At 67.4% G+C, this 19493-nt stretch carries 22 protein-coding genes and 2 pseudogenes; 10 read left to right on the top strand and 14 right to left on the bottom strand.

Annotation, left to right across the window (positions count from 1 at the left end):
• From LDL49_RS27590 to LDL49_RS27580, 3 genes are read right to left on the bottom strand one after another with little or no spacing between them, the layout of a single operon-like run.
• A complete protein-coding gene (locus LDL49_RS27590; RefSeq protein ID WP_225294860.1) occupies positions 1 to 813 on the bottom strand; it encodes a carbohydrate ABC transporter permease in 813 nt (270 codons plus the stop codon).
• The gene (locus tag LDL49_RS27585; RefSeq protein WP_225294858.1) at positions 810 to 1724 is read right to left on the bottom strand and encodes a carbohydrate ABC transporter permease; all 915 of its coding nucleotides are present in this window, start codon (positions 1722 to 1724) and stop codon (positions 810 to 812) included. Before LDL49_RS27585 ends, LDL49_RS27590 begins: the two co-directional genes overlap by 4 nt.
• 2 nt (positions 1725 to 1726) lie before the next feature.
• On the bottom strand, positions 1727 to 3031 hold the full coding sequence (locus LDL49_RS27580; RefSeq protein WP_225294857.1) for an extracellular solute-binding protein: 1305 nt from the start codon (positions 3029 to 3031) through the stop codon (positions 1727 to 1729).
• 267 nt (positions 3032 to 3298) lie between these two features.
• Here LDL49_RS27580 and LDL49_RS27575 point away from each other — a divergent pair, with 267 nt between their 5' ends.
• The 3 genes and pseudogenes from LDL49_RS27575 (at position 3299) to LDL49_RS27565 (ending at position 4857) form a co-directional block, all read left to right on the top strand.
• Positions 3299 to 4033 carry a DeoR/GlpR family DNA-binding transcription regulator gene (locus LDL49_RS27575; RefSeq protein WP_225294856.1) on the top strand — a complete coding sequence of 245 codons (735 nt, stop codon included), beginning with the start codon at positions 3299 to 3301 and terminating at the stop codon, positions 4031 to 4033.
• Positions 4034 to 4210: 177 nt separating this feature from the next.
• Positions 4211 to 4306, top strand: a pseudogene (locus tag LDL49_RS58500) (RNA polymerase subunit sigma-24); the annotation flags it as partial.
• Between the two features lie 5 nt (positions 4307 to 4311).
• Complete coding sequence (locus LDL49_RS27565; protein WP_225294855.1) at positions 4312 to 4857, top strand: sigma-70 family RNA polymerase sigma factor family protein; 546 nt, start codon at positions 4312 to 4314, stop codon at positions 4855 to 4857.
• A gap of 388 nt (positions 4858 to 5245) precedes the next feature.
• Here the strand turns inward: LDL49_RS27565 and LDL49_RS27560 are convergent, their stop codons facing one another.
• Both LDL49_RS27560 and LDL49_RS27555 read right to left on the bottom strand, forming a co-directional pair.
• Entirely contained in the window at positions 5246 to 5638 is a 393-nt protein-coding gene (locus LDL49_RS27560) for an NADPH-dependent FMN reductase family protein (RefSeq protein ID WP_308016195.1), read from the bottom strand.
• Positions 5639 to 5781: 143 nt separating this feature from the next.
• Positions 5782 to 6345: an ester cyclase gene (locus LDL49_RS27555; RefSeq protein ID WP_225294854.1), complete on the bottom strand. Its 564-nt coding sequence runs from the start codon at positions 6343 to 6345 to the stop codon at positions 5782 to 5784.
• Positions 6346 to 6433: 88 nt separating this feature from the next.
• Between LDL49_RS27555 and LDL49_RS27550 the strand changes: the two genes are divergently transcribed.
• Positions 6434 to 7054, top strand: a complete 621-nt coding sequence (locus tag LDL49_RS27550) for a TetR/AcrR family transcriptional regulator (RefSeq protein ID WP_225294853.1) — start codon at positions 6434 to 6436, stop codon at positions 7052 to 7054.
• 274 nt (positions 7055 to 7328) lie between these two features.
• On the top strand, positions 7329 to 7469 hold the full coding sequence (locus LDL49_RS27545) for a hypothetical protein (RefSeq protein WP_225294852.1): 141 nt from the start codon (positions 7329 to 7331) through the stop codon (positions 7467 to 7469).
• A gap of 413 nt (positions 7470 to 7882) precedes the next feature.
• Here the strand turns inward: LDL49_RS27545 and LDL49_RS27540 are convergent, their stop codons facing one another.
• Entirely contained in the window at positions 7883 to 8809 is a 927-nt protein-coding gene (locus LDL49_RS27540; RefSeq protein WP_225294851.1) for a tyrosine-type recombinase/integrase, read from the bottom strand.
• Between the two features lie 46 nt (positions 8810 to 8855).
• Between LDL49_RS27540 and LDL49_RS27535 the strand changes: the two genes are divergently transcribed.
• The gene (locus LDL49_RS27535; protein WP_225294850.1) at positions 8856 to 9632 is read left to right on the top strand and encodes a DUF5994 family protein; all 777 of its coding nucleotides are present in this window, start codon (positions 8856 to 8858) and stop codon (positions 9630 to 9632) included.
• Positions 9633 to 9755: 123 nt separating this feature from the next.
• Entirely contained in the window at positions 9756 to 10094 is a 339-nt protein-coding gene (locus LDL49_RS27530) for an STAS domain-containing protein (protein WP_225294849.1), read from the top strand.
• A gap of 506 nt (positions 10095 to 10600) precedes the next feature.
• Here the strand turns inward: LDL49_RS27530 and LDL49_RS27525 are convergent.
• Entirely contained in the window at positions 10601 to 11695 is a 1095-nt protein-coding gene (locus tag LDL49_RS27525) for an AI-2E family transporter (protein ID WP_225294848.1), read from the bottom strand.
• Between the two features lie 80 nt (positions 11696 to 11775).
• On the bottom strand, positions 11776 to 11994 hold the full coding sequence (locus LDL49_RS27520; protein WP_225294846.1) for a hypothetical protein: 219 nt from the start codon (positions 11992 to 11994) through the stop codon (positions 11776 to 11778).
• 558 nt (positions 11995 to 12552) lie between these two features.
• Between LDL49_RS27520 and LDL49_RS27515 the strand changes: the two genes are divergently transcribed.
• Both LDL49_RS27515 and LDL49_RS27510 read left to right on the top strand, forming a co-directional pair.
• On the top strand, positions 12553 to 13497 hold the full coding sequence (locus tag LDL49_RS27515; protein ID WP_225294844.1) for an RNA polymerase subunit sigma-70: 945 nt from the start codon (positions 12553 to 12555) through the stop codon (positions 13495 to 13497).
• A 60-nt stretch (positions 13498 to 13557) separates the two neighbouring features.
• Positions 13558 to 14103 (top strand): dihydrofolate reductase family protein, encoded by a 546-nt coding sequence (locus tag LDL49_RS27510; protein WP_225294842.1) that lies wholly within the window; start codon positions 13558 to 13560, stop codon positions 14101 to 14103.
• Here LDL49_RS27510 and LDL49_RS27505 read toward each other — a convergent pair.
• The 5 genes and pseudogenes from LDL49_RS27505 to LDL49_RS59300 all read right to left on the bottom strand — a co-directional run bounded on the left by LDL49_RS27505 (position 14085) and on the right by LDL49_RS59300 (position 17083).
• Positions 14085 to 14276, bottom strand: coding sequence for a hypothetical protein (locus tag LDL49_RS27505; protein ID WP_225294841.1), 192 nt, complete (start codon positions 14274 to 14276; stop codon positions 14085 to 14087). The genes LDL49_RS27510 and LDL49_RS27505 overlap by 19 nt on opposite strands.
• A 7-nt stretch (positions 14277 to 14283) precedes the next feature.
• A complete protein-coding gene (locus LDL49_RS57180; RefSeq protein ID WP_263655580.1) occupies positions 14284 to 14418 on the bottom strand; it encodes a hypothetical protein in 135 nt (44 codons plus the stop codon).
• Positions 14419 to 14424: 6 nt separating this feature from the next.
• Positions 14425 to 14840: pseudogene (locus LDL49_RS57175) on the bottom strand (Tn3 family transposase); the annotation flags it as partial.
• Positions 14801 to 16282 carry a group II intron reverse transcriptase/maturase gene (gene ltrA / locus LDL49_RS27495; protein WP_225294838.1) on the bottom strand — a complete coding sequence of 494 codons (1482 nt, stop codon included), beginning with the start codon at positions 16280 to 16282 and terminating at the stop codon, positions 14801 to 14803. The pseudogene LDL49_RS57175 and the gene ltrA, both read right to left, overlap by 40 nt.
• Positions 16283 to 16642: 360 nt before the next feature.
• On the bottom strand, positions 16643 to 17083 hold the full coding sequence (locus LDL49_RS59300; protein WP_372470443.1) for a Tn3 family transposase: 441 nt from the start codon (positions 17081 to 17083) through the stop codon (positions 16643 to 16645).
• 291 nt (positions 17084 to 17374) lie between these two features.
• Between LDL49_RS59300 and LDL49_RS57170 the strand changes: the two genes are divergently transcribed.
• Positions 17375 to 18391 (top strand): Lrp/AsnC family transcriptional regulator, encoded by a 1017-nt coding sequence (locus tag LDL49_RS57170; RefSeq protein WP_263655578.1) that lies wholly within the window; start codon positions 17375 to 17377, stop codon positions 18389 to 18391.
• Here the strand turns inward: LDL49_RS57170 and LDL49_RS27475 are convergent.
• A complete protein-coding gene (locus tag LDL49_RS27475) occupies positions 18324 to 19478 on the bottom strand; it encodes a carboxylesterase family protein (RefSeq protein WP_225294836.1) in 1155 nt (384 codons plus the stop codon). The genes LDL49_RS57170 and LDL49_RS27475 overlap by 68 nt on opposite strands.
• Positions 19479 to 19493: the final 15 nt, after the last annotated feature.

Here is a 19493-nt window from a genome sequence, read left to right as displayed (position 1 = left end):
TCAGCCCTTCAGCCCGCTGGAGAAGCCCTTGATCACGTAGCGCTGCAGGAGGAGGAAGATCACCACGATCGGCAGCGCCCCGAGCACCAGCCCGGCGAAGACGAGACCGTGGTCGGAGACGTACTGGCCGACGAAGGCGAAGACGCTCACCGGCACCGTCTCGAACCCCGAGCCGCCCAGGTAGAGCAGGGGGGTGAAGAAGTCGTTCCAGATGAACACGGCGTTGAGGATCAGCACCGTGCCGGTGATCGGCCGCAGCAGCGGGAAGACGACCCTGGTGAAGGCGGTCAGATGCGAGGCGCCGTCGATCTGGGCGGCGCTGGCGTACTCGCGGGGCAGCGCGCGGATGAACCCGGTGTAGAGGAACACCGTGAACGGCAACTGGATCCCTGTATAGAACAGGATCATCCCGGCGTGCGTGCCGATCAGCCCCAGGTCGGTCACCAGCTGGTAGAGCGGGATCATCCCGAGCTGGAAGGGCAGCACGATGCCCAGGAGGAACAGCACGTACAGGCCGTAGCCCAGATGGCTCTTGGCCCTGGCCAGGTAGTAGGCGGCGAAGGAGCCGAGGGCGATCAGCGCGACCAGGCTGACCGCGGTGATCACGGTGCTGTTCATCAGGGACGGGCCGAGCGCGGCCGCCGACCAGGCCTTGGTGAAGTTGTCCGTCGTGGGCGGGGCGGGCAGCGCCAGCGGCGTCTGCGAGATCTGCGCCGGGTCCTTGAGCGACAGGGTGATCAGCGCGTACACCGGGAAGAGGAACGCCACCGCCACCACGATCATGACGAGCTCCAGCAGGAACGTCCGCCTCACTGGGCCACCTCCCGGCCGCGCAGGTAGTAGACCTGCACGAGCGACACCGCGGCCACGAACAGCGCGAGCACCAGGGCGATCGCGGTGCTGTAGCCGAACTTGCCGAACACGAACGCCTGCTTGTACAGCACGGTCGACAGCGTCTCGGTGGCGTAGCCGGGGCCGCCGTTGGTCGCCGCGAAGACCTGGTCGAACAGCTTGAGACCGCCGATCGTGGAGAGCATCAGATTGATCGTCAGGGCCGGGGCGAGCAGCGGCCAGGTGACGTATCGGAAGCGTTGCAGGGTGCTCGCGCCGTCGATCATCGCCGCCTCGTGCAGCTCCTTCGGCACGCCCTCCAGCCCGGCCAGGAAGATGACCATCGAGTAGCCGGCGTACTGCCACACGACCGTGGCCGCGATCGACCACAGCGCGAGCGACGGGTCGCCCAGCCAGTCGATCTGAACCCCGAGCAGCCCGTTGAGCCCCGCGGACGGGTCGGGGTTGTAGATGTACTTCCACAGGAAGGCCACCATGACCGGGCTGACCACGACCGGCGCGAAGAAGATCACCCGCAGCAGCGCCCGGCTCTTCAGCTTGGCGTGCACGCCGAGCGCGAGCAGCAGCCCCACGGCGTTCTGCACGACGACGATCGCCACGGTCAGCAGCAGCGTGTTGCCGATGGAGTCCATGGCCTGCTCGTCGTGCAGGAGCGTCTGGAAGTTCGCCAGCCCGACGAACGACTTGTCCGCGCCGATCCCGCTCCAGTCGGTGAAGGCGTACAGCATGCCCGCCAGGCTGGGATAGAGCACGACGACGGCGTACACCACCAGGGCGGGCGCCGCGAACAGCCACGAGGGCGAGAGCGCGGCGAACCGCCGCCGCGGCTTGCCGGCCGCGGCGGTGGATCGTCCGACGGGCGTCGCTGTCATGGTCATTTGGCGTAGGCCTCGTCCATCTTCCGCAGCGCGTCGTCAATCTTGATCTTGCCGGCGAGCAGGTCCTGGATCACGGCGAAGTGGACCGGCTGCACCTCGGCGTTGGGCCAGCGCTGGTCCATGAACGGCACGGCCCGGTCCTTGGTGAACGGCAGGAACGACTGCACGGCGGGGTCGATGGTGGAGGAGGCGTCCTGGGTGAGCGGGATGGCCGCGATCGCCTTGGCCCAGCGGTTGATGTTCTCCTGCTTGCCGAGGAAGTCGATGAACGCCTTGGCCTCGGCCAGGTTCTTGCCCTTGGCGGCGGCGCCGAGGCCGACCACCACGCCGGCCGGGATCCACACCTGGTCCGCCACGTCCGCGCCGGGGACCGGGAACATCGACAGGTCGTCGGGGTTGCCCGCCGACTTGCGGAAGTCCGGCAGCACCGCGGACACCTGGATGGCCATGCCCGCCTTGCCGGTGGCCACCATCGAGATCTGCTGCTCGAAGGTGGTGCCGTTCGGCTTGTCGTTGAAGAAGCCGCGCTTCTGCAGCTCCAGGTACATCTCCATCGCGTCGCGCCAGCCGGACTTGGCGAAGCTGGTCTGCCCCGCCGCCTGCTTGTCGTCGAAGGTGGGGTCCTTGGCGTACACGGTCGAGGGGACGAGGGCGTACGTGATGAGCTGGGTGACCCACGGCGTCTGCGCGCCCAGGGCGATCGGCGTCTTGCCGGCCTTCTTCAGCTTGTCGCAGACCGCCAGGAACTCCGTCCAGGTGGTCGGCGGCGCGTCCACGCCCGCCTCCTGGAACACCTTCTTGTTGTAGATCGCGCCGATGACCGAGGAACCGGCCGAGTAGATGTAGGTCTTGCCGTCCTTCTGGAAGGCGGGCTTGAAACCGGTCGGGATCGTCTGCGTCCACGACTGGTCGGACAGGTCGGCCAGCAGCCCGGCCCCGGCGATCTGGTCCATCGACATCGCGCTGCCGCTGCCCGGGTAGACCACGTGCACGTCGGGCGCGTTGCCCGCGCCGAGCTGGGTACGCAGCGAGGTCTGCACCTGGTCGGTCGGCGCGAACGAAGTGGCCAGCGTGACGCCCGGCTTGGCCTGCTTGTAGGCCGCCACCAGCTCGTCCATCGGGGCCTTCTGGTCGGCCACGCCGACGAACCGCAGTTCGACGGCGGACGCCTGCCCCTGACCGGTGGAGCCGGTGGGTTGTGGCTTGGTCGAACACGCGGTCGCCGCGGCGGCGACCGCGAGACCGCCCATCATGCGGAAGAACTGAACGCGGCTCAGCCTGGCGTCGCGTAGTTCGGTCATTGCACTGTCTCCTCGGTCTACGGGATTGGGGGGCTCCCGAGGGATGCGAACGTTTTAATGAGTTACATCTAACGTGAAAACGTGTGAAGTTGTGAAGGTGCGAGGAGACTACGAGCCGTTCCGCAGGGGTGTCAAGGGTGCGCGCCACGCTACGATGCGCTGTCATCACAGCTGCCATCGCGCTGTCATCGTTCTGTCATCGAGGCCGGGAGGGCGCGGGTGAAATCACGTCAGCACTCGGACAGGGGAGTCGTCAGGCGCCAGGCGATGGCGGAGCATCTCATGCGGCACGGCTCCGCCTCGGTGAGCGAGCTCGCGGAGGTGTTCCGTGTGAGCGTGATGACCGTCCACCGCGATCTCGACGAGCTCGAGTTCCAGGGGATGGTGCGTAAATACCGCGGCGGCGCGAGCGCGCAGGCGTCCAGCGTCTTCGAGAGCAACATCGCCTACCGGCTGACGGCCCAGACCGAGGAGAAGGAGGCGATCGCCCGCCACGTGGTGGGGCTGATCGAGCCGGGCAGCTCGGTCATGATCGACGACTCCACGACCGCGCTGGCCATCGCCCGCCATCTCCATGAGGTGGCCCCCCTGACCGTGGTGACGAACTTCCTCGAGGCCATCAAGCTGCTCGCCCCCGTGCCCGGCATCCGGCTCATGGCGCTGGGCGGCGAATACCATCCGACGCACGACTCGTTCCTGGGCGTCGGATGCGTCGACTCCGTCCAGGCCATGAACCCCGACATGGTGATCGTCTCCACCTCGGCGATCTCCGACCGGCACGCCTTCCACCAGGAGCAGGAGATCGTCCTGGTGAAGCGGGCCATGGTGGCCGCGGGCACGCGCTGCGTCCTCGCGGTGGACCACACCAAGCTCGACCGGGTGGCGCTGCACCGGGTGGCGCCGCTGGAGAAGTTCGACGTCATCGTGGTGGACGCGCGGGCGCCGGCCGGGGCCGTCCAGCGCCTGCGCGACCGGCGGCACAACGTCGAGATCGCCGGTTAGCGTGCCGCCTCACATTCCGCGGTGTTGTCTCGTCGTACTGGGGAGAGCACACGGGACAAACGGAAAGTCGGCGACAGCATGACCACCCCATCCGAGCCAGGAGGCGGCCGGCTCGATCCGGGCCTGAGCGCGATCATGAGCGAGCGGCGCAAGCTGATCAATCTCGCCTAACGCCTCCTGGGCTCCCTGGCCGACGCGGAGGATGTCGTACAGGAGACCTACACCCGCTGGTACGCCATGACCCCGCGGCAGCAGGAAGCCATCGAGTCCCCCAGCGGATGGCTGACGACGGTCGCCAGCCGCATCTGCCTGGACCTGCTCGGCTCGGCACGCGCGTCTTCCGCTACTCCTTCGCCGAGGTGGCCGAGATCGTCGGCCGTAGCCCGGCGGCCTGTCGCCAGCTGGCCTCCTCGGCCCGCCGTCGTCTTGGTGCCTCCCAGGCGCCCGCGACTCCGGCTTTGGCGGCGCGGCAGGCCGGCATCGTCAGGGACTTCAAGCAGGCATGGGAGGCCAAGGACGTCGACGCCCTCATCGGCCTGCTCGACCCCGACGCCACGGCGATCGCTGACGGCGGCGGCCTCGTCAGCGCCGGGCTCCACCCGATCGAAGGCCGCGAGCGGATCGCCCGCTACTGCGTCGATGTCGCCGGCATGGCACCCGGTTTGACGATCCTGGAGCGTACGGTCAACGGCCAGCCCGGTCTGGTGCTTCAGCTGGCCGACGTCACCGTGGCGGTGATGGCGTCCGAGGTCTCGGGTGACCGGATCAAGCACATCTGGGGAGTACGGAACCCTGAGAAGCTCCGGCCCTGGACGGCAGGCTGACACGTCATTTGTCGATTGACCGTCGGTGGCGAACTGTCGATCGTCCCCATATCGCGCTCTGGAGTCCGTTCTTGCGTGTTCCGCTGTCCAGGTGAAGCATGTGCGCGAACGCGACCTCTCCACTCGTCGCAATGGCGCGGTGGTGCGTTTCCCAGCCGATGGGCCGTCGTATTCGTCGAACCACCGCACAAAGCTGCCGCGGACCTGATCGGATTCCGCGAACGGAAGAGGCGGGACGACATCGTCATAAACAATGTCGGAAGAGTAACGTGACATGAGCCGGTCAATGTCCTTTGTCCGGCAGACATCGGCTCGACTCTCCAAGAGCGCCCTGACCTCGGAATCATTCGAAGTCATCGCATCCTCCGTTCACAAATCCCGCGCCGGATCAGGCGGCGCGGCCGGCCTTGAGCGAGGCCGCGGTGTCGACGACGCGGCGGGCCTGATGGCGGGCCGCCTGCAGGATCACCTCACTGGGCGGGCCATCGCCGGCCACGTGGGAGGTGCCGTAGGGATTGCCCGACTGGAACTGGATGGGGTCGGTGTAGCCGGGGGGCACGATGATGCCGCCCCAGTGGTAGAAGGTGTTCCCCGGTGCCAGGAGGGTGGATTCCTGTCCGCTGTGGGCGGTGTTGGAGGCGGTGAAAGCCGAATACACCTTGTCCACGAGCTTGCCCTGAAACCACAGCGGGCCGGTGGTGTCGATGAACTGCCTGAGCTGGCTCGCCGGGTTGCCGAAGCGGCTGGGGGTGCCGAACAGTCCGCGTACGGGGCGCGCCATTCGACCAGCACCCGCCGCTGGTCATCAATCCGTACGACGCGGCCGCGTAGCCGTTGGGCGCCGATCTCCATCAGGGCCTGCTCGACCTGGTAGGCAGCCTCATCTGCCTGCGCCGCCTCCGAACCTCATTTCGAAACGATCAGTTAGGCGGGTGTGACCTTGAGCTGGGTGATGAGCAGCAGGGTGTCGGCGTTGAGCCAGTAGTCGGTGATCAGGCCGCGCCTGACACGCAGCGTGTCGGTGCCCGTGAAGCGGACCTTGGTGCCGATCGCCGCTGTCGCGCCAGGGAAGCCTCCGCCGTAGGTGCCGTTGGCGACCCACCGCACGACCGCATGGTCATCGTCGATGATCGGACCGACCTCGACGGTGAAGCGCAGGTCGGGGAAGGCCGCCCGGATCTGGCCGATCAGGTCGACCATGCCGGCCGGGCCCTTCACGGTGCTGCCGTCACCGCCGTCGAGCAGCGCGGCCCGGACCCGGACGTCGGGGGAGATGATGCGCTTGGCCAGCGTGTAGTCGCCGTTCCAGAGCTGAACCCAGGCGTGGATCAGCTGCTTGTTCTGCTGTGCGCGGCCGGCATCGTCGTGCCTGTCGGACTGGTGAGGGGCGGCGATCGTGCCGGTGACCAGGGCGGGCGCAGCGCTGCCGGCAAGAACGGAGCCACCGATCAGAAAAGAGGTGAGGGCGACGGCGGGGAAGCTGTTCATGGTGACTCCCGGATGAAGTGATACTCAGTAACGATAGTTACACCATATAACTAAGCTAAGCTGCCGTCAATGTGACGGAGAGGGGCAGATGGTGAACGAGACCCGTACGGCCAGGCAGCAGCTGGTAAACCCGCTGGCCGGACCGCGCGAGCGCTACCGGCAGCAGATCCGGGCTGAAGTGCAGGAACACGCTTGGAAGCAGCTGGCCGAGGCCGGCGCATCTGGCCTGTCGCTCAAGGCAATCGCCAAGCAGATGGGGATCACCGCGCCAGCGCTGTATCGGTACTTCGCCAGCCGCGACGACCTGCTGACCGAGCTGATCCTGTCCGCCTACCGCGACCTGGCGCACCGTGTCGAGGCCACGACCGTCACCGGTGGCACCCCGCGCGACCGGCTGACCGCCATCGGGACGGTGATCCGCGAATGGGCCCGTGACAACCGGCACCGCTACCTCCTGCTGTACGGGACACCAGTGCCCGGATACACCGCGCCGGCCGAGGCAACCGACCTGGCCCGCCGCATCTTCGCCCCCGTGCAGGATGCCTTCTCGCACGATCCCGACGAGACGTTGCACCGGTCGTTGACCTTTTGGACCCGGGTGCACGGGGTGATCAGCCTGGAGGTCGCCGGTCACTTCACCGGCATGCCGTTCGACCCGGCGCAACTCTTCGCCTCCGAGGTGCTATCCACACTGACCGACCTGCCCTGATCGAGTGCGGCGCGCCATCCGTCGCCGCGAGGTCTCCCTGGCTGGACCCGGCTGCATCCGCGTCGACATCGGGGTGTTCCCCCCTCGCCGAGGCCCGCCACTACGGGTTGGGGAACAAGGGGGGACAGTCATTGGCGACAAATCGTTGCGTTAGCCAAGCCTTCGCCGTCGCGTGATCTACGAGCATCAGGGTTCGCTCCGCCTCGTCCAAGAGCGCGGCATGAACCGCTAGATGCCGGTGCGGAGTGGCCGGCTTGGCCGTGCGGAACAGCGGATGACCGGCATCGATCCAGTCCAGCATCCACTGCTGATCGGACGCCTCTCGCTCGTCATACGGCGCGACGGCCTGCACGAGGTCTCGAACAACGCGTCGCGGGTCATCCTGAATGCCCGGGCATCGGGCACCTTCCACTGATGAGATCTGGTGAACCTTCTGCCCCTCCACGCTCACCAGTGCAGGCACCCTACCGACCACAGGCCACCGCACGCCCGGCCATCAGCAGGACTCGTCAATCGGCGAGTCCTCCTCCGGCAAGAGCCGCCCAGCCGCGAGAGGGAAACGAGATCCACAGCCGAAGAGAAAGCACCCGACAGACCTGCGCGCCGCCCGGGAAGCTGCCCTGCGCCAACTCGTGCTCCAAGCCCCAGCCCCGGTCGTTGCCGAGATGCTCGGCTACACCCCTCAGGCCACCACGCGCCACGCCGCAGCTGCCGGAAGCCCTTGGAGCCGTTACGCCGCTGGCGACCACACAAAGTGACTACGGATCTCCCCGCACAGGCGAATACAGATCACCCGATCAACGGTCTCTACCAGTAGGAAGCTGGTGGTCAATGGTCGGTGATGAGGGCGTCCAGAGCGGCTGCCTTGTCGGCTTCGGTGGGCAGGGCGTAGCGGCGGGTGGTGTCCAGTGAGCCGTGACCGAGGAGTTCGGCGACCAGGATGGGGTCTTTGCCGTCGCGGATGAGCTGCGTGGCGAAAGTGTGGCGCAGGACGTGCGGGCTGAAGGGTTCGGTGGGGTCGTCATTAAGGCCAACGGCGTCGCCGAGGCCGGTGATGATGTCGCGGGTGGCGCGGTCGCTCAGGCGGCCGCCGCGGTGGTTGAGGAACACCGCGGCCTGAGTGCTGGCCCCCTTCCAACCGGCGCGGGCCTCCAGCCAGTCGGTCAGGGCCTGGCGTAGGTCTGCATGGACGGGCAGCAGACGGATCTTGCCGTCGTCGCGGCCTTTTCCGCGGATGCGTAGTTCGCCCTTGCGGGCTGAGAGGCGGACGTCGGCCAGGTCGAGGCCGACGACCTCGGAGATGCGCAGGCCGGCGTAGTAGGGCAGCAGGGCGATGGCCTTGTCGCGCGAGGATGCGGTGAGTTGGACGTGGCGGACGTAGCGGCGGGTGCGCCGGGCGTCCAGGGCGCGGGGGGCGGTGCGGCGCGCGTCGCGTTCGCGGCGCGCCTGGGGCTTGCCGAGGCCGCGGCGGGCATAGAAGTCGTCGATGGCCGACAGGTAGGTGTCGATGGTGTTGGGGGCCCGGCGGCCGTTCTTCAGATGCCGGCGGAAGTCGCGCACGGCGCCGGTGGCGGCGATGGGGTCGGTGAGCGGGTCGCCGTCCAGGGCGCCGGCGTCGGCTGGGTCGGCCAGCCAGGCCAGGTAGCCGCGCAGTCGCGAGACGTACTTGGTCTTGGTGGAGTCGGCCAGCGGGGCGTGCGCGAGCGCGGCGGTGTAGTCGGCCAGGACGGGGGCGTGGGAGGCGGGGAGCGGCACGGCCCGCGACCGGCTTGTGTTTCCGGAAGCTGATCCGACCGGTTGCATGATCTCTGAGGGCGTGTTTCCGGAAGTCACCCGCTCAGTCTACTTCCGGAATTGCCGAATTCCGGAAGTAATGAAGTATGATGGAGATACCGAGGACCTTCCGAGCGTTGGCATTCAGGTCTGCGTCGCCCCCGGCGAACCACCACCGGCCCTCTTCGCAGGGCTCGGACGGGTCAGGCAGATCATGACGCCGACACTTCTCTCTCACCCCGCGCCGCTCAGCGCCGCCTCCTCCACAGTCCCTCAGGTCAATTCCACGCTACGCCTCAGTCTGCGCCCGGTACCGAATCGGCGAGCGATGGTGGACGGGGCCTGGTGGCCCTCCTCCCGCGACGCGGCTGCCGAGCTGCCCGCTCTGATCGCCGCCGTCGACCGGCTGCTTGATCGAGTCACGCTCCGCATCGGCCTCCATGGCGATGCGTGGCAGAACATCCCACGCCGCATCCCGGCGCGTGGGCGCCAGGTCCGCATCGGCTGGTTCCGCCACACCGACCCGCGCGTGATCACTCTCATCTTCGCCGCCGGCGAACCGATCGTCCTGCTGATCATCCCTTCGGGCACCGCCGCCGGCGCCGCCGAGGCCACGTTCAAGCTCACCGCCCAAGACACCGCCGGCATGGCGCTCGACGACATCCTCACCCTGGCGAGCCTGCCACCCGATCCCGCGTTCCGAGCGGGGACCGCCGACAGCCCGGCCCGCTGGGAGAACGAGGGCGGATCGGTCGTCGCGCAGGAAGCGACCGGCGCAGGCGACCGAACGCCGACATCGGCGTGAGGTAACCCCGTACACCTGTCGGCCGGATTGAGCGGTCCAGGCACCGCCCGCTTTGGCGGCGGGCCGATCTCCGGCCGACAGGCCTCTCATCCATCTTCGCCTTCTCCAAATAGGAGACCTTCCATGACCGCTATCGACACGGCCCTGCTCGGCGGGGCGACCGCCACGGCGCCGACAGCTTCGGCGCCGACCCTCGTGCACCTGTCGGGGGACATCGACATCTTCAGCACCGCTCAGCTGCGTCAGCGGCTGCTCAAAACTCTCAACTACAGCACCGATCCGCTCGTGCTGGACCTGTCCCGGGTCACCTTCTGCGGGGTCGGCGGGTTGGGTGTGCTGATCGGCGTGCAAGGCCGTGCCCGGGCACGGGGCATCACGCTGGCGCTGACCGGTGTTCCGCCGCGCGTGGCCCGGCTGCTGCACATCACCGGCCTGGACCGACGCTTCCCGATCGTGGCGTGACCGGCATGCCGATCACCCACGACCTCACCGAGGCGGGCTATGACGGCAGCGCGCCGTTCCCCCAGCCTGCCATGCGCGAGCGGGCGGGCCTCGCCCAGGTGGCACTGACCGCCACCATCGTGGTCGCGCCGTTCATCGCGCTGGCCGCCGGCCTCTGGCTGGCGTGGGGAACCGGTGTCAGCCTCACCGACCTGCTGCTGGCCACCGTCTTCTACGTGGTGACCGGGCTGGGGGTGACGGTCGGCTTCCACCGGCTGCTGATCCACCGCTCCTTCACCGCCCGCCCCTGGCTGCGCGTCGTGCTGGCCGTGGCCGGGTCAATGAGTTTTCAGGGCAACCCGATCGACTGGATGGCCGTCCACCGCCGCCAACACGCCTTCACCGACCGGCCCGGCGACCCGCACTCCCCCAACCGCTACGGCACCGGCCTCGTTCCGCATGAGTCCGCCACAGCCTGGGCGCCGGCGCCTGCGCCTGCGCCTGCCGCGAGCGTGCCGCCGAGGCCGTCAGTCTTTCTGCGTAGGATCCTGTCCACGGGGTGTGGCCTGCGGTGGTGGTCGTGGAGCCGGTGCTGCCGGGAGGGGGATGGGGTCGTCCTTGAACAGTTCGGGCACGGCCCGGTAGAGGATGGCGGTGATCGGCACGGCCACGACCGCGCCCGCGATCCCGGCCAGGATGCCGCCGACGGCCAGCACGAGGATGATCGCCAGCGGGTGGAAGTGCAGTATCCGGCCGACGATCAGCGGCTGGAGCACGTGGTTTTCCAGTTGCTGTTCGACGATCAGGATGCCGATGAAGATCAGCGCGTAGACGGGGCCTTTCGCGCCGAGGGTGACCAGGGTCGCCACTGCGCCGGCGAAGAGGATGCCGACGATCGGGATGAAGCTGGCCAGGAAGATGAGTACGGCGAGTGCCACCCAGAGCGGCACTCCCATGATGGCCAGGACCAGACCCATGAGCACGCCGTGCACCGCGGCCACGGCCACCGTGCCGTGCACGTAGTGGGACAGCGTGGTCCAGGCGGTCCGTCCGGCCCGGTCGACCCGCGGCGCCATCCGGCCGAATCCCTTGATGAGCCAGGACCAGATCCGGTCACCGTCCTTGAGCAGGAAGAATGTCACGAACAGCAGGAGCACGATCGAGGCGAGCACTTCGACCAGCACCACGGTGCCCGCGAGAACTGTCGAGGTGATCTGCTGCTGGCGCTCGGTGACCAGCTTGGCGATCTCGTCCACCCAGCCGCTGAGCTGGATGGGCTTCACATGCAGGGGGCCGGTGTAGAGCCAGTCCTCCAGGGTTTTGGCCGTCTGCCTGACCTGTGTCATCAGGCCGGGGAACTCCTCGTTGGCTCGGACGCCGATGATCCAGCCGGTCCCGCTCAGCACGGCGAGGGCGACGAGCATGGTGACCCAGGTGGCGTAGATCGCCCGCAGGCCCGAGGCGCGCAGTTGCCGGGTGAGCGGGAACAGCAGCGCGGTCAGCAGCAGGGCGACCGCTACCGGCAGGGCCACGATGCGCATCGTCGCCACGAAGTCGAACACATAGTGGGCCACGATGCCGATGACGATCAGGCATGCGCACCACGCGGCGATCCTCGCCAAGGTCGCAGGCACTAACCGGAATAGGCGTTCCTGAGGTGAGTCCATGCATGTCAACCTTCCCTCCCGGGCGGGGATAGGCATCATCGCCACCTGGCCGCTGCGCAGGTGGGGCGTTCACTATCGTTCATATCGGCCAGCGGCCCGTGGGCGGGCAGCACCTCGGCGATCGCGTCGACCAGGTCGTCCGGGTCCGGGACCGGCTTGGCGCCGTCCAACCACTGTTGCAGGGTGGGCCGCCCGGCGCCGACGATGCGCGAGGAGGACCTGGCCGCCGCCCGCGCGGCCAACCGCAAGCTCATGGCCAGCTGAACCGCGGCCGCGACGCGCCTACGTCTACTGGTTGAACCGGCAGGTCACCGGTCTCTTGAGCGAAAGGACGCCATGGCGGACTCTGGAGGCAGGAGGCCACGATGCCGAACAAGCGCCGGCCCTTGACCAGCAACCGAACGGCCAACGGCGATAGCGAGCCGGGCTCGGGCGGAGTTACCGCCGTCCACCGTCCGGATGGGGGTGGCCCATCTTTCGATCAGGACTGAGGGAGCGGGTCCTTGGGGCGGGCACCGGGTCGGCCAGTGCGGTGCGCACGGCGACTCGGCTCACCCCGTGCGGGGTGGTTCATTCCCTGTTGTCCGGGTTCTTCTGGCCCTCTCGGCAGCCTTCACGTGGGTGTCGTCAAACCTTCTAATCCCGACACCCTTGATCGACTGCTTGGCGGGGACACGTTCGGGAGCGGAGGGCCTTGTCGCGGGTCAGAACCTTGTTGACGCCTACGGAGCTGGGGCTCGTGGCTCAGTCGCTGAGTCCTGAGTGTCCGAGTGTGGTCGTCGGCCTTGTTGCGGTGAGTGAATACTAGCCCTGTGGACAGGGGATGGACGGAGGTCCTGGATGGCTTCCTCGGCGAGCGTTACCGCGAGTTGTGGGCGTTCTGCTATCAGATGTTGGGCTCTCCGTTCGATGCTGAAGACGCCGTCCAAGATGTGCTTGAGCGGGTATGGCGAGCGCGGGGGGACTTTGACGCCGAAGTAGGGAGCGTGAGCGGATGGGTATTTCGGATCGCTCGGAATGTCTGCGTGGATCGACTTCGGAACGCGAGCCGCCGTACGCTGCCGCGCGATCTCAGCGATCCCGGATTCGAGATGGGCGCCCCTCTGGTCCCTCGGTTCGACACCCCGTGGCTGCAGCCGGCCCCGTCAAGCTGGTTGGGCGAGGATGGCACCGGCGATGCGGTGGTGCGGGGCAGCGAAGTCCGGTTGGCGTTGACGGCTCTCCTACAAGCGCTGCCAGCACAACAGCGTGCGGTCTTCATTCTGCGTGAGGTGTTGGGTTTCTCCTCGGCCGACGCTGCCGCCGCACTCGGCACCTCGGTACCTGCGATCAACTCTGCACTCCAGCGCGCTCGAGCTCGTCTCTCACAGACGCGAACTGATGGCCGCCCTGAGCAACGAGGCATCGAAGCCGCACTGGTCGAGCAGTACGCCCGGGCCTTGGAAGCGGGGGACGCAGAGGCACTGGAGCAGTTGGTAACAGCGGATGTCGTCTTCGAGATGCCGCCAGTTCGACAGTGGCTGCGCGGCCGGGTTCCGTACCGAGCATTCATGGAAGACCTCTTCCGCCGGCGTGGCGCCCGCTGGCAGACGTGTCTCATCTCGGCCAATCATCAACCAGGGCTGCTGCTCTATCACGTCACCGACGACGGTGTGCAGCCCAACACGCTCCATGTGCTCACGGGGGGAGCGGACGGCCTGCTGTCCCACCTACTCGTCTACCGGGATCCAAAGCTGTTCGCGCTCTTCGAGCAGTAGCGATGAGTCCGAGGGCTCTCATTCGTAGGTAGCGGTAACCGAATCAGGAGGGTTAGCGCTATGCGGAAAGTGATCGAGTACGTTCTGACCTCGGCGGACGGTGTCGTTGAAGACCCGGTGGGCATGGGAGTGGCTGAGTACCAGGATGAGGCCTATCTGCGGGACGGTCTGGGTCTGCTGTCGGCCTGCGACGCGATCCTGTTCGGGCGCCGCGTCTACGAAGCGTTCGCGGAACTGTATGACGGTCGCACAGACCACAAGCCGATGTGGGCCGACCGACTCACGACGATCCCGAAGTACGTGTTCAGCTCGACGCTGGAGAGGGCTGATTGGAACAACTCGATCATCGTTCGGGGCGATGCCGTTGCCGAGGTGGCCCGCCTCAAACGGCAAGACGGGGGAAACCTGCTGCTTCTCGGCCACGGCCAGTTCGGGGAGGCTCTTCTGCGAGAGCAGCTGATCGATGTCATCGACCTCACGATTTACCCCTTTATGGCCGGGAGTGGGAAGCAATTTTTCCGGGAGGGGCAGGATGCCAAGCTGAGACTCGCGGGCGTGAAGACCTTTTCGAAGATCGTCAAGCTGACCTACGAGATGCAGAAATGAGGCCCCAAGGGCTGGCCCTCGTGCTCTTCGACCGCGCACCGTACCTGACCAGCACGGACCGCCCCCGCGTCGTCGACGCCGACAAACGCCGCGCGATCCTCGCCCTCCGCGCCGAAGGTCAATCCCTGCGCGAGATCGCCGCAGTACCAGAAGCCGGCCGCGTTGTCTGTCACGGGGGTCTCATTCTTCGTCGTCGTTGGGTGCGTCGGGGTCGCGCAGATCGCGGATGGCGCCGGGGGCCAGACCCGGCAGGAGGAAGTTATAGGCGCCGTGCACGCCGAGGTGCTTGCGCACGAACGGGCTGAGTCGGGCCATGTCCTCGTCTCGGACTGGGCACCCCTGGGCCTTGAGCTGGCGGACGGCGGCGTCAAGGTAGACAGTCGTCCACAGAACCGCGCAATTCAGAACAAGCGCGAGGACGCCGAGCTGGTTTCAAGACCCCGTTCGTAGCGGTGGTACAGCTCGCCCTTGCGGCCGTGGCAGATCTTGCGGGCCAGGTCGTGGCGGCCTTGCTGCAGGTTGCGAATGTGCTTGATGTCGCGCCGGTAGGTCTCGTCGGTGTCGATGAAGGCCAGGATGGTCGGGTCGGACCGGGGCGCGGTGCCAGCCTCGCGACTGATCCGTTTCCCCGGCCCGCCCGCCGCACCCGACGTGCCAATCTCTCGGCATCGGGCGCTCCACGTGCCTTTCCCGCTGGTCAGCCACCGCTCGCGGTGGCTGCCGGCCTCGAAGTCCATGGGGTCGGGATGGTGCTCCCGCGATAGCGGTAGCGGGTCACCTTGACGCTGGATGCGCCGGTGAACTCGACACCGTGATGGGCGATTATCCAGGTACCCGGTCGGCAGAACCGGCGACGCAGTTCGCTCCAACTGAGCCGGGAGTGCTTGTGGTGGATCCACTTGGCGATGCGATGCCACGCGTGGTCGTCCACCGCATGGAACACCTGTTTCGACACCCCATATCTGAAGTAGTTCGCCCAGCCCTGCATCATCCTGTTCAAGCTGATCAACAGCTTGTCCAGGTCCAGATGCAGGGTTGACCTGTTCAGCTTTGTCTTCACCTTGTCCTTGATCGACTGAATCGCCTTCTTGGACGGTTTGGTGTAGACGAAGTACTTCTCCGTTCCTCTTTTCCGCTGTCTGCGGATGGTGAATCCGAGGAAGTCGAAGCCATCGTCCACGTGAACGACACGGGTTTTCTCCGGAGACAGGCGCAACCCCAGCGGGGCCAGCACACCTGCCACCTCCTCGCGCAGTGCCTCGGCGCAGTGTCGATCGCCTGACACCATCAGAACGAAATCATCCGCGTAGCGGACGATCCGCCAATTGCCCAGACCTTTTCTTTTGCGCGTACGCCGCCGCTTGTCGGTGCTCATCATCTCCCGCCATTGCCGGTCGAAATGTTCGTCCAGCGCTGACAGGGCGATGTTGGCCAGCAGCGGGGAGAGAATCCCGCCCTGGGGTGTTCCCGCCACAGTCTCGTCCGCTTCGCCAAGGGCCGTCATGACCCCGGACTTGAGGAACGCCCTCACCAGGGCACACACCCGCTTGTCTTTGATCCGGCCCCGCACTCGGCTCATCAGCGCCGTGTGATCGATCTCGTCGAAACACGCCGTGATGTCCGCCTCCAGTACCCACTGATAGTTCCGAGGGCTGGACGCGAGGAAATGGATCTCGGAAATGGCGTCGTGTGCTCGCCGGTTGGGACGAAACCCATACGACGACGGCAGAAAGTCCGCTTCGTAGATGGGTTCGAGCACCGCCTTGAGGCTGGCCTGGACCACCCGGTCGGCGACCGTGGGGATCCCCAGCTTGCGGAGTTTGCCGCTCGACTTGGGAATCATCACCTGCCGCACCTCGACCGGCTCGAACCCGCCACACTTCAGCGCGTTGCGAATGCCGTCCAGGAACTCTTCCACCCCGATCCGGGTCTCGATATAGGCCACCGTGACCCTGTCGATCCCCGGCGTCCTTGCCCCGGCATTTGATGCGACACGTTCCCACGCATGCACCAGAAAGGCCGGGTCGTAGACGAGGTTGAACAGGTCGCCGAAGCGGCGGGAGAAGTCCTCTCCCGCCCAGCGATGTAACTTGATCTGCATCCTCCGTACCGCAAGATACGCCGAATCGGGATCCGGCCATCTCACGGCGCCGGAATTCACCGGCGCGTCTTCGGACATTGCACTCTTCTCCTCAACTGGCACGCTGCCGTCCTTCCCCCTGTACCGGGCTCTCCCCGGCTCCGAGTACTACGACGGCTCCGTCCCATCCGCGCCTTCGGCAGGCGTCCGCGCCTATCCGCACCCGGCACCTCTGGCTGAGGGGCGGATGAGGAACGTACGCGGACGGTTCCCACGTTCACTGCTGTTCGGTTGTGGGGTTAGGCACCCGGCTCTGCCCCTGCGGCCTCGCCACGGCTACGCCGTAGTCCTTCACCGTGGCCTCCCAGCCCAGACATGCAATATCCGGCCAGAAGTTCTCCGCCCTTCCGAGCGGATGCGCACCGCCACCCAGCCCATATCTGCCAGATTGGAGCTGGTTCAAATTGAAGAGGCGTAACGACACCGGTTCCTCGCGTATACCTTCCCCTCTCGTTCACCGGGCCCGGCCCATCCGGCAGTCCTGGACCGACCCGACTTTGTCGAGGCTGCTCCCACCCTCCCCGGCGACCCCCGGATCAGGCTGCCTCCAACTTTCGCCTCGCCGCTACGACGGCAAAGCGCCGGTGGTCTTTCACCTCCGTCCGAACAGAACAGCGCCTCGTGGCGCACTGCAAGGACTTGAAGATGCCGGCCATAGGCGGCGATGGCCTCCCCCAGCGCTGTGGGGTGGCCGTCGCGCTGCAGCATGGTGACCACGTCGTAGGCGCGGACCTCGCCGGTGTAGATCGAGGCGACCACGCGCAGGATGGCGCCCCAGTGCTTGCGGATCTTCCGCAGATCGATCTTCCCCGGGCGAAGGTGTTCAGCGGCCCGTAGCATGCACGGTGCCGGTGGCGCTGAAGTAAATGATCGCGACCTTGACGGGTTCCATGGTCGGTAAGCTCCTTCGCGTTCGGTTCACCGGTAGGACGAAGCAGCCCCGCGCAATGTGAGGTGTCGCGCAGACTTCACCCTCCGGGCCAGGGCGCAGCCGGCCTGATCGCCCTCGGCCAAGACCAGCCCGGATCGCGTAAGGTCATGCCGCCCGGGCCACCGGCTCATCGACGACGAATGGACTGAGCTTTATGCCGCGTACGACCAATACGCCGTGCTGTGAACCAGGCGTTGCCCTTGCTGGATGAGCTGGATCGAGCGATCGTCCACGCGCTGCACGTCAATGGACGTGCGGCGTTCAGGCAGATCGCGGCCGTGCTGGAGGTGTCGGATCAGACGGTGGCCCGGCGGTATCGGCGGCTCCGTTCGGCCGGTGCGTTGCGGGTGGTGGGGCAGCCGGTGGCGCAGCGGCTGGGCTGGGTGGAGTGGGTGTTGCGGATCCAGGCTCTACCGGAGGCTGCCACGGCGATCGCCGATGCGCTGGCGCGCAGGGACGACACCTCCTGGGTGAGCCTGACCTCGGGCGGCACGCAGATCGTCTGTGTCGTCCAGGCGCGGGATCGGCAGCGACGGGACGCTCTGCTCCTCGGACAGCTCCCACGGACGCCACAGGTCACCGGGGTCAGTGCCCATTGCGTGTTGCGGGTGTTCGCCGGCGGTCCGACCGGGTGGCACGGGCGGGCCGACGCGCTCACCTCCGGCCAGATCGCGGCGCTGGCCCCCGGGCCGGGCGACCTGTGCGAGGAAGCCGTAGTGTCGAGCGAGGAGGACGAACAGCTGCTGGCGGTGCTCGCCCAGGACGGACGGGCGGGATATGCCGAGCTGGCCAAGGCGATCGGAGCCTCGGAGATGACGGCCCGGCGCAGGCTGGAGTACCTGCGCCGGGCCGGGGCGGTCTTCTTCGACGTGGACATCGACCCATTGCTCCTGGGATACGACACGATCGCGATGCTGTGGCTGACCGTCGAGCCATCCGCGCTACGGCGGACAGCCGACGCGGTGGCCGGGCATCCCGAGGCCGCCTTCGTGGCGGCCACCACCGGCACGACGAACCTGCTGGTGTTCGCCGCCTGCCGGGACGTGCCCGCCCTCTACGAGTACCTGGAGACCGGGATCGGTCCCCTGCCGGGCATCCGCGAGTTGGAGAGCGCGCCGATCATCCGCAGCAGCAAACGGGTCGGTGCGACTATGCGAAGTGATGCACGAACGAGCCCTGGTCGTAGCGACGCCAGCCGGGTGACTCGCCGTGGATGAAGGTGATCCAGGGCCGCTGGACCTGCTCGACCAGGCGCCCCAGATCGGCTGGGTCGGCCCCGGCCAGCATCGGCGCGTCTCGCCACGCCCGCAGGCCGCCGAACACGAACGGCAACTCGACGCAGTGGCAGGCCCCGAGCGCGCTACCGGCGGGAGACCAGTCGAACTGGTAGGCGTAGGCGGTGGTCATGGCCGCCGCCAGTTCCAGGCTGCCGTGGCGGAACAGCCGGTCGGTCGCCTCTTCCGCCGCGCTGGGGAAGAACGCCCTGGCCTCATCCCGGGTGGTTCCGATCAATGTAGGGATGTCCCGGGGAGCGTCGGTCAGCGCCGGGTCCTCGACCAGTTGGAAGGGCGGAGTGACCGCGCCCGGCCTGGCGGTGCGCCGGGCGACCTCGCCCTGGGCGGCCAGGATCGACGCGGTCGGCGCCGTCATGACGTCGGCGCCCAGCAGTTCGAGGAAGAGATCGGCGATGGACGTGGCCTGTTCGAGGTCGTAGGGGCGTACACCCGCGGGCAGGCTCTGCAGGATGACCCGCTGGAACAGCTCGCCGCAGCCCGGATGGCGCAGCATGGCCAGCGCCGACATCGCACCGGCTGACTGGCCGGCCAACGTCACGCGATCCGGATCTCCGCCGAAGCGGGTGACGTTCTGCCGCACCCACCGCAGCGCCAGCATCTGGTCGAGCAGCCCGAGGTTGGCCTGACCGCCGGGCCGGTACAGGTAGCCCAGAGCGCCCAGCCGATAGGTGACCGTGATCACCACCATCTCGCCGCGCCGGGCCAGCAGCGCACCGTCGTACCACGCCTCGCCGCCCGAGCCGCTGGTGAACCCGCCGCCATGCAGCCACACCAGGACGGGAAGCCCGCTGCCGCCCGGAGCCCAGACGTTCAACGACAGACAGTCCTCGTCCTGCTCGAGCCCGCTGTCGGGACCCATGACGTGCGCCAGGCGGGAGGCCGGCTGCGGCGCGGCCCGCCCCGGCAGCGGCGCTCCAGGCCCGCCATCAAGGTCCGGTACGGCCCGCGGCGCCGACAGCCGATCGGCCCTGCCGTACCGGATGCCGGCGAACGCGCCGGTGAGGCTCATGGCCGCACCTCACGG

The organism is Nonomuraea aurantiaca, assembly GCF_020215705.1.
GTDB lineage: Bacteria > Actinomycetota > Actinomycetes > Streptosporangiales > Streptosporangiaceae > Nonomuraea > Nonomuraea aurantiaca.
Note: the sequence above shows the minus strand (reverse complement) of the source record. Positions and strands in the feature narration are given on the sequence as shown.

Bases quoted from the DNA above. Each gene is read 5' to 3' on its own strand.
- LDL49_RS27475 (WP_225294836.1), bottom strand. From the start codon at position 19,478: ATGAGCCTCACCGGCGCGTTCGCCGGCATCCGGTACGGCAGGGCCGAT.
- LDL49_RS27520 (WP_225294846.1), bottom strand. From the start codon at position 11,994: ATGAGCTTGCGGTTGGCCGCGCGGGCGGCGGCCAGGTCCTCCTCGCGC.
- ltrA (WP_225294838.1), bottom strand. From the start codon at position 16,282: ATGTCCGAAGACGCGCCGGTGAATTCCGGCGCCGTGAGATGGCCGGAT.
- LDL49_RS59300 (WP_372470443.1), bottom strand. From the start codon at position 17,083: ATGCTACGGGCCGCTGAACACCTTCGCCCGGGGAAGATCGATCTGCGG.
- LDL49_RS27535 (WP_225294850.1), top strand. From the start codon at position 8,856: ATGATCTCTGAGGGCGTGTTTCCGGAAGTCACCCGCTCAGTCTACTTC.
- LDL49_RS27545 (WP_225294852.1), top strand. From the start codon at position 7,329: ATGACCGGCATCGATCCAGTCCAGCATCCACTGCTGATCGGACGCCTC.
- LDL49_RS27560 (WP_308016195.1), bottom strand. From the start codon at position 5,638: ATGGCGCGCCCCGTACGCGGACTGTTCGGCACCCCCAGCCGCTTCGGC.
- LDL49_RS27550 (WP_225294853.1), top strand. From the start codon at position 6,434: ATGGTGAACGAGACCCGTACGGCCAGGCAGCAGCTGGTAAACCCGCTG.
- LDL49_RS27580 (WP_225294857.1), bottom strand. From the start codon at position 3,031: ATGACCGAACTACGCGACGCCAGGCTGAGCCGCGTTCAGTTCTTCCGC.
- LDL49_RS27565 (WP_225294855.1), top strand. From the start codon at position 4,312: ATGGCTGACGACGGTCGCCAGCCGCATCTGCCTGGACCTGCTCGGCTC.
- LDL49_RS27555 (WP_225294854.1), bottom strand. From the start codon at position 6,345: ATGAACAGCTTCCCCGCCGTCGCCCTCACCTCTTTTCTGATCGGTGGC.
- LDL49_RS27510 (WP_225294842.1), top strand. From the start codon at position 13,558: ATGCGGAAAGTGATCGAGTACGTTCTGACCTCGGCGGACGGTGTCGTT.
- LDL49_RS27585 (WP_225294858.1), bottom strand. From the start codon at position 1,724: ATGACAGCGACGCCCGTCGGACGATCCACCGCCGCGGCCGGCAAGCCG.
- LDL49_RS27575 (WP_225294856.1), top strand. From the start codon at position 3,299: ATGGCGGAGCATCTCATGCGGCACGGCTCCGCCTCGGTGAGCGAGCTC.
- LDL49_RS27530 (WP_225294849.1), top strand. From the start codon at position 9,756: ATGACCGCTATCGACACGGCCCTGCTCGGCGGGGCGACCGCCACGGCG.
- LDL49_RS57180 (WP_263655580.1), bottom strand. From the start codon at position 14,418: ATGGCCCGACTCAGCCCGTTCGTGCGCAAGCACCTCGGCGTGCACGGC.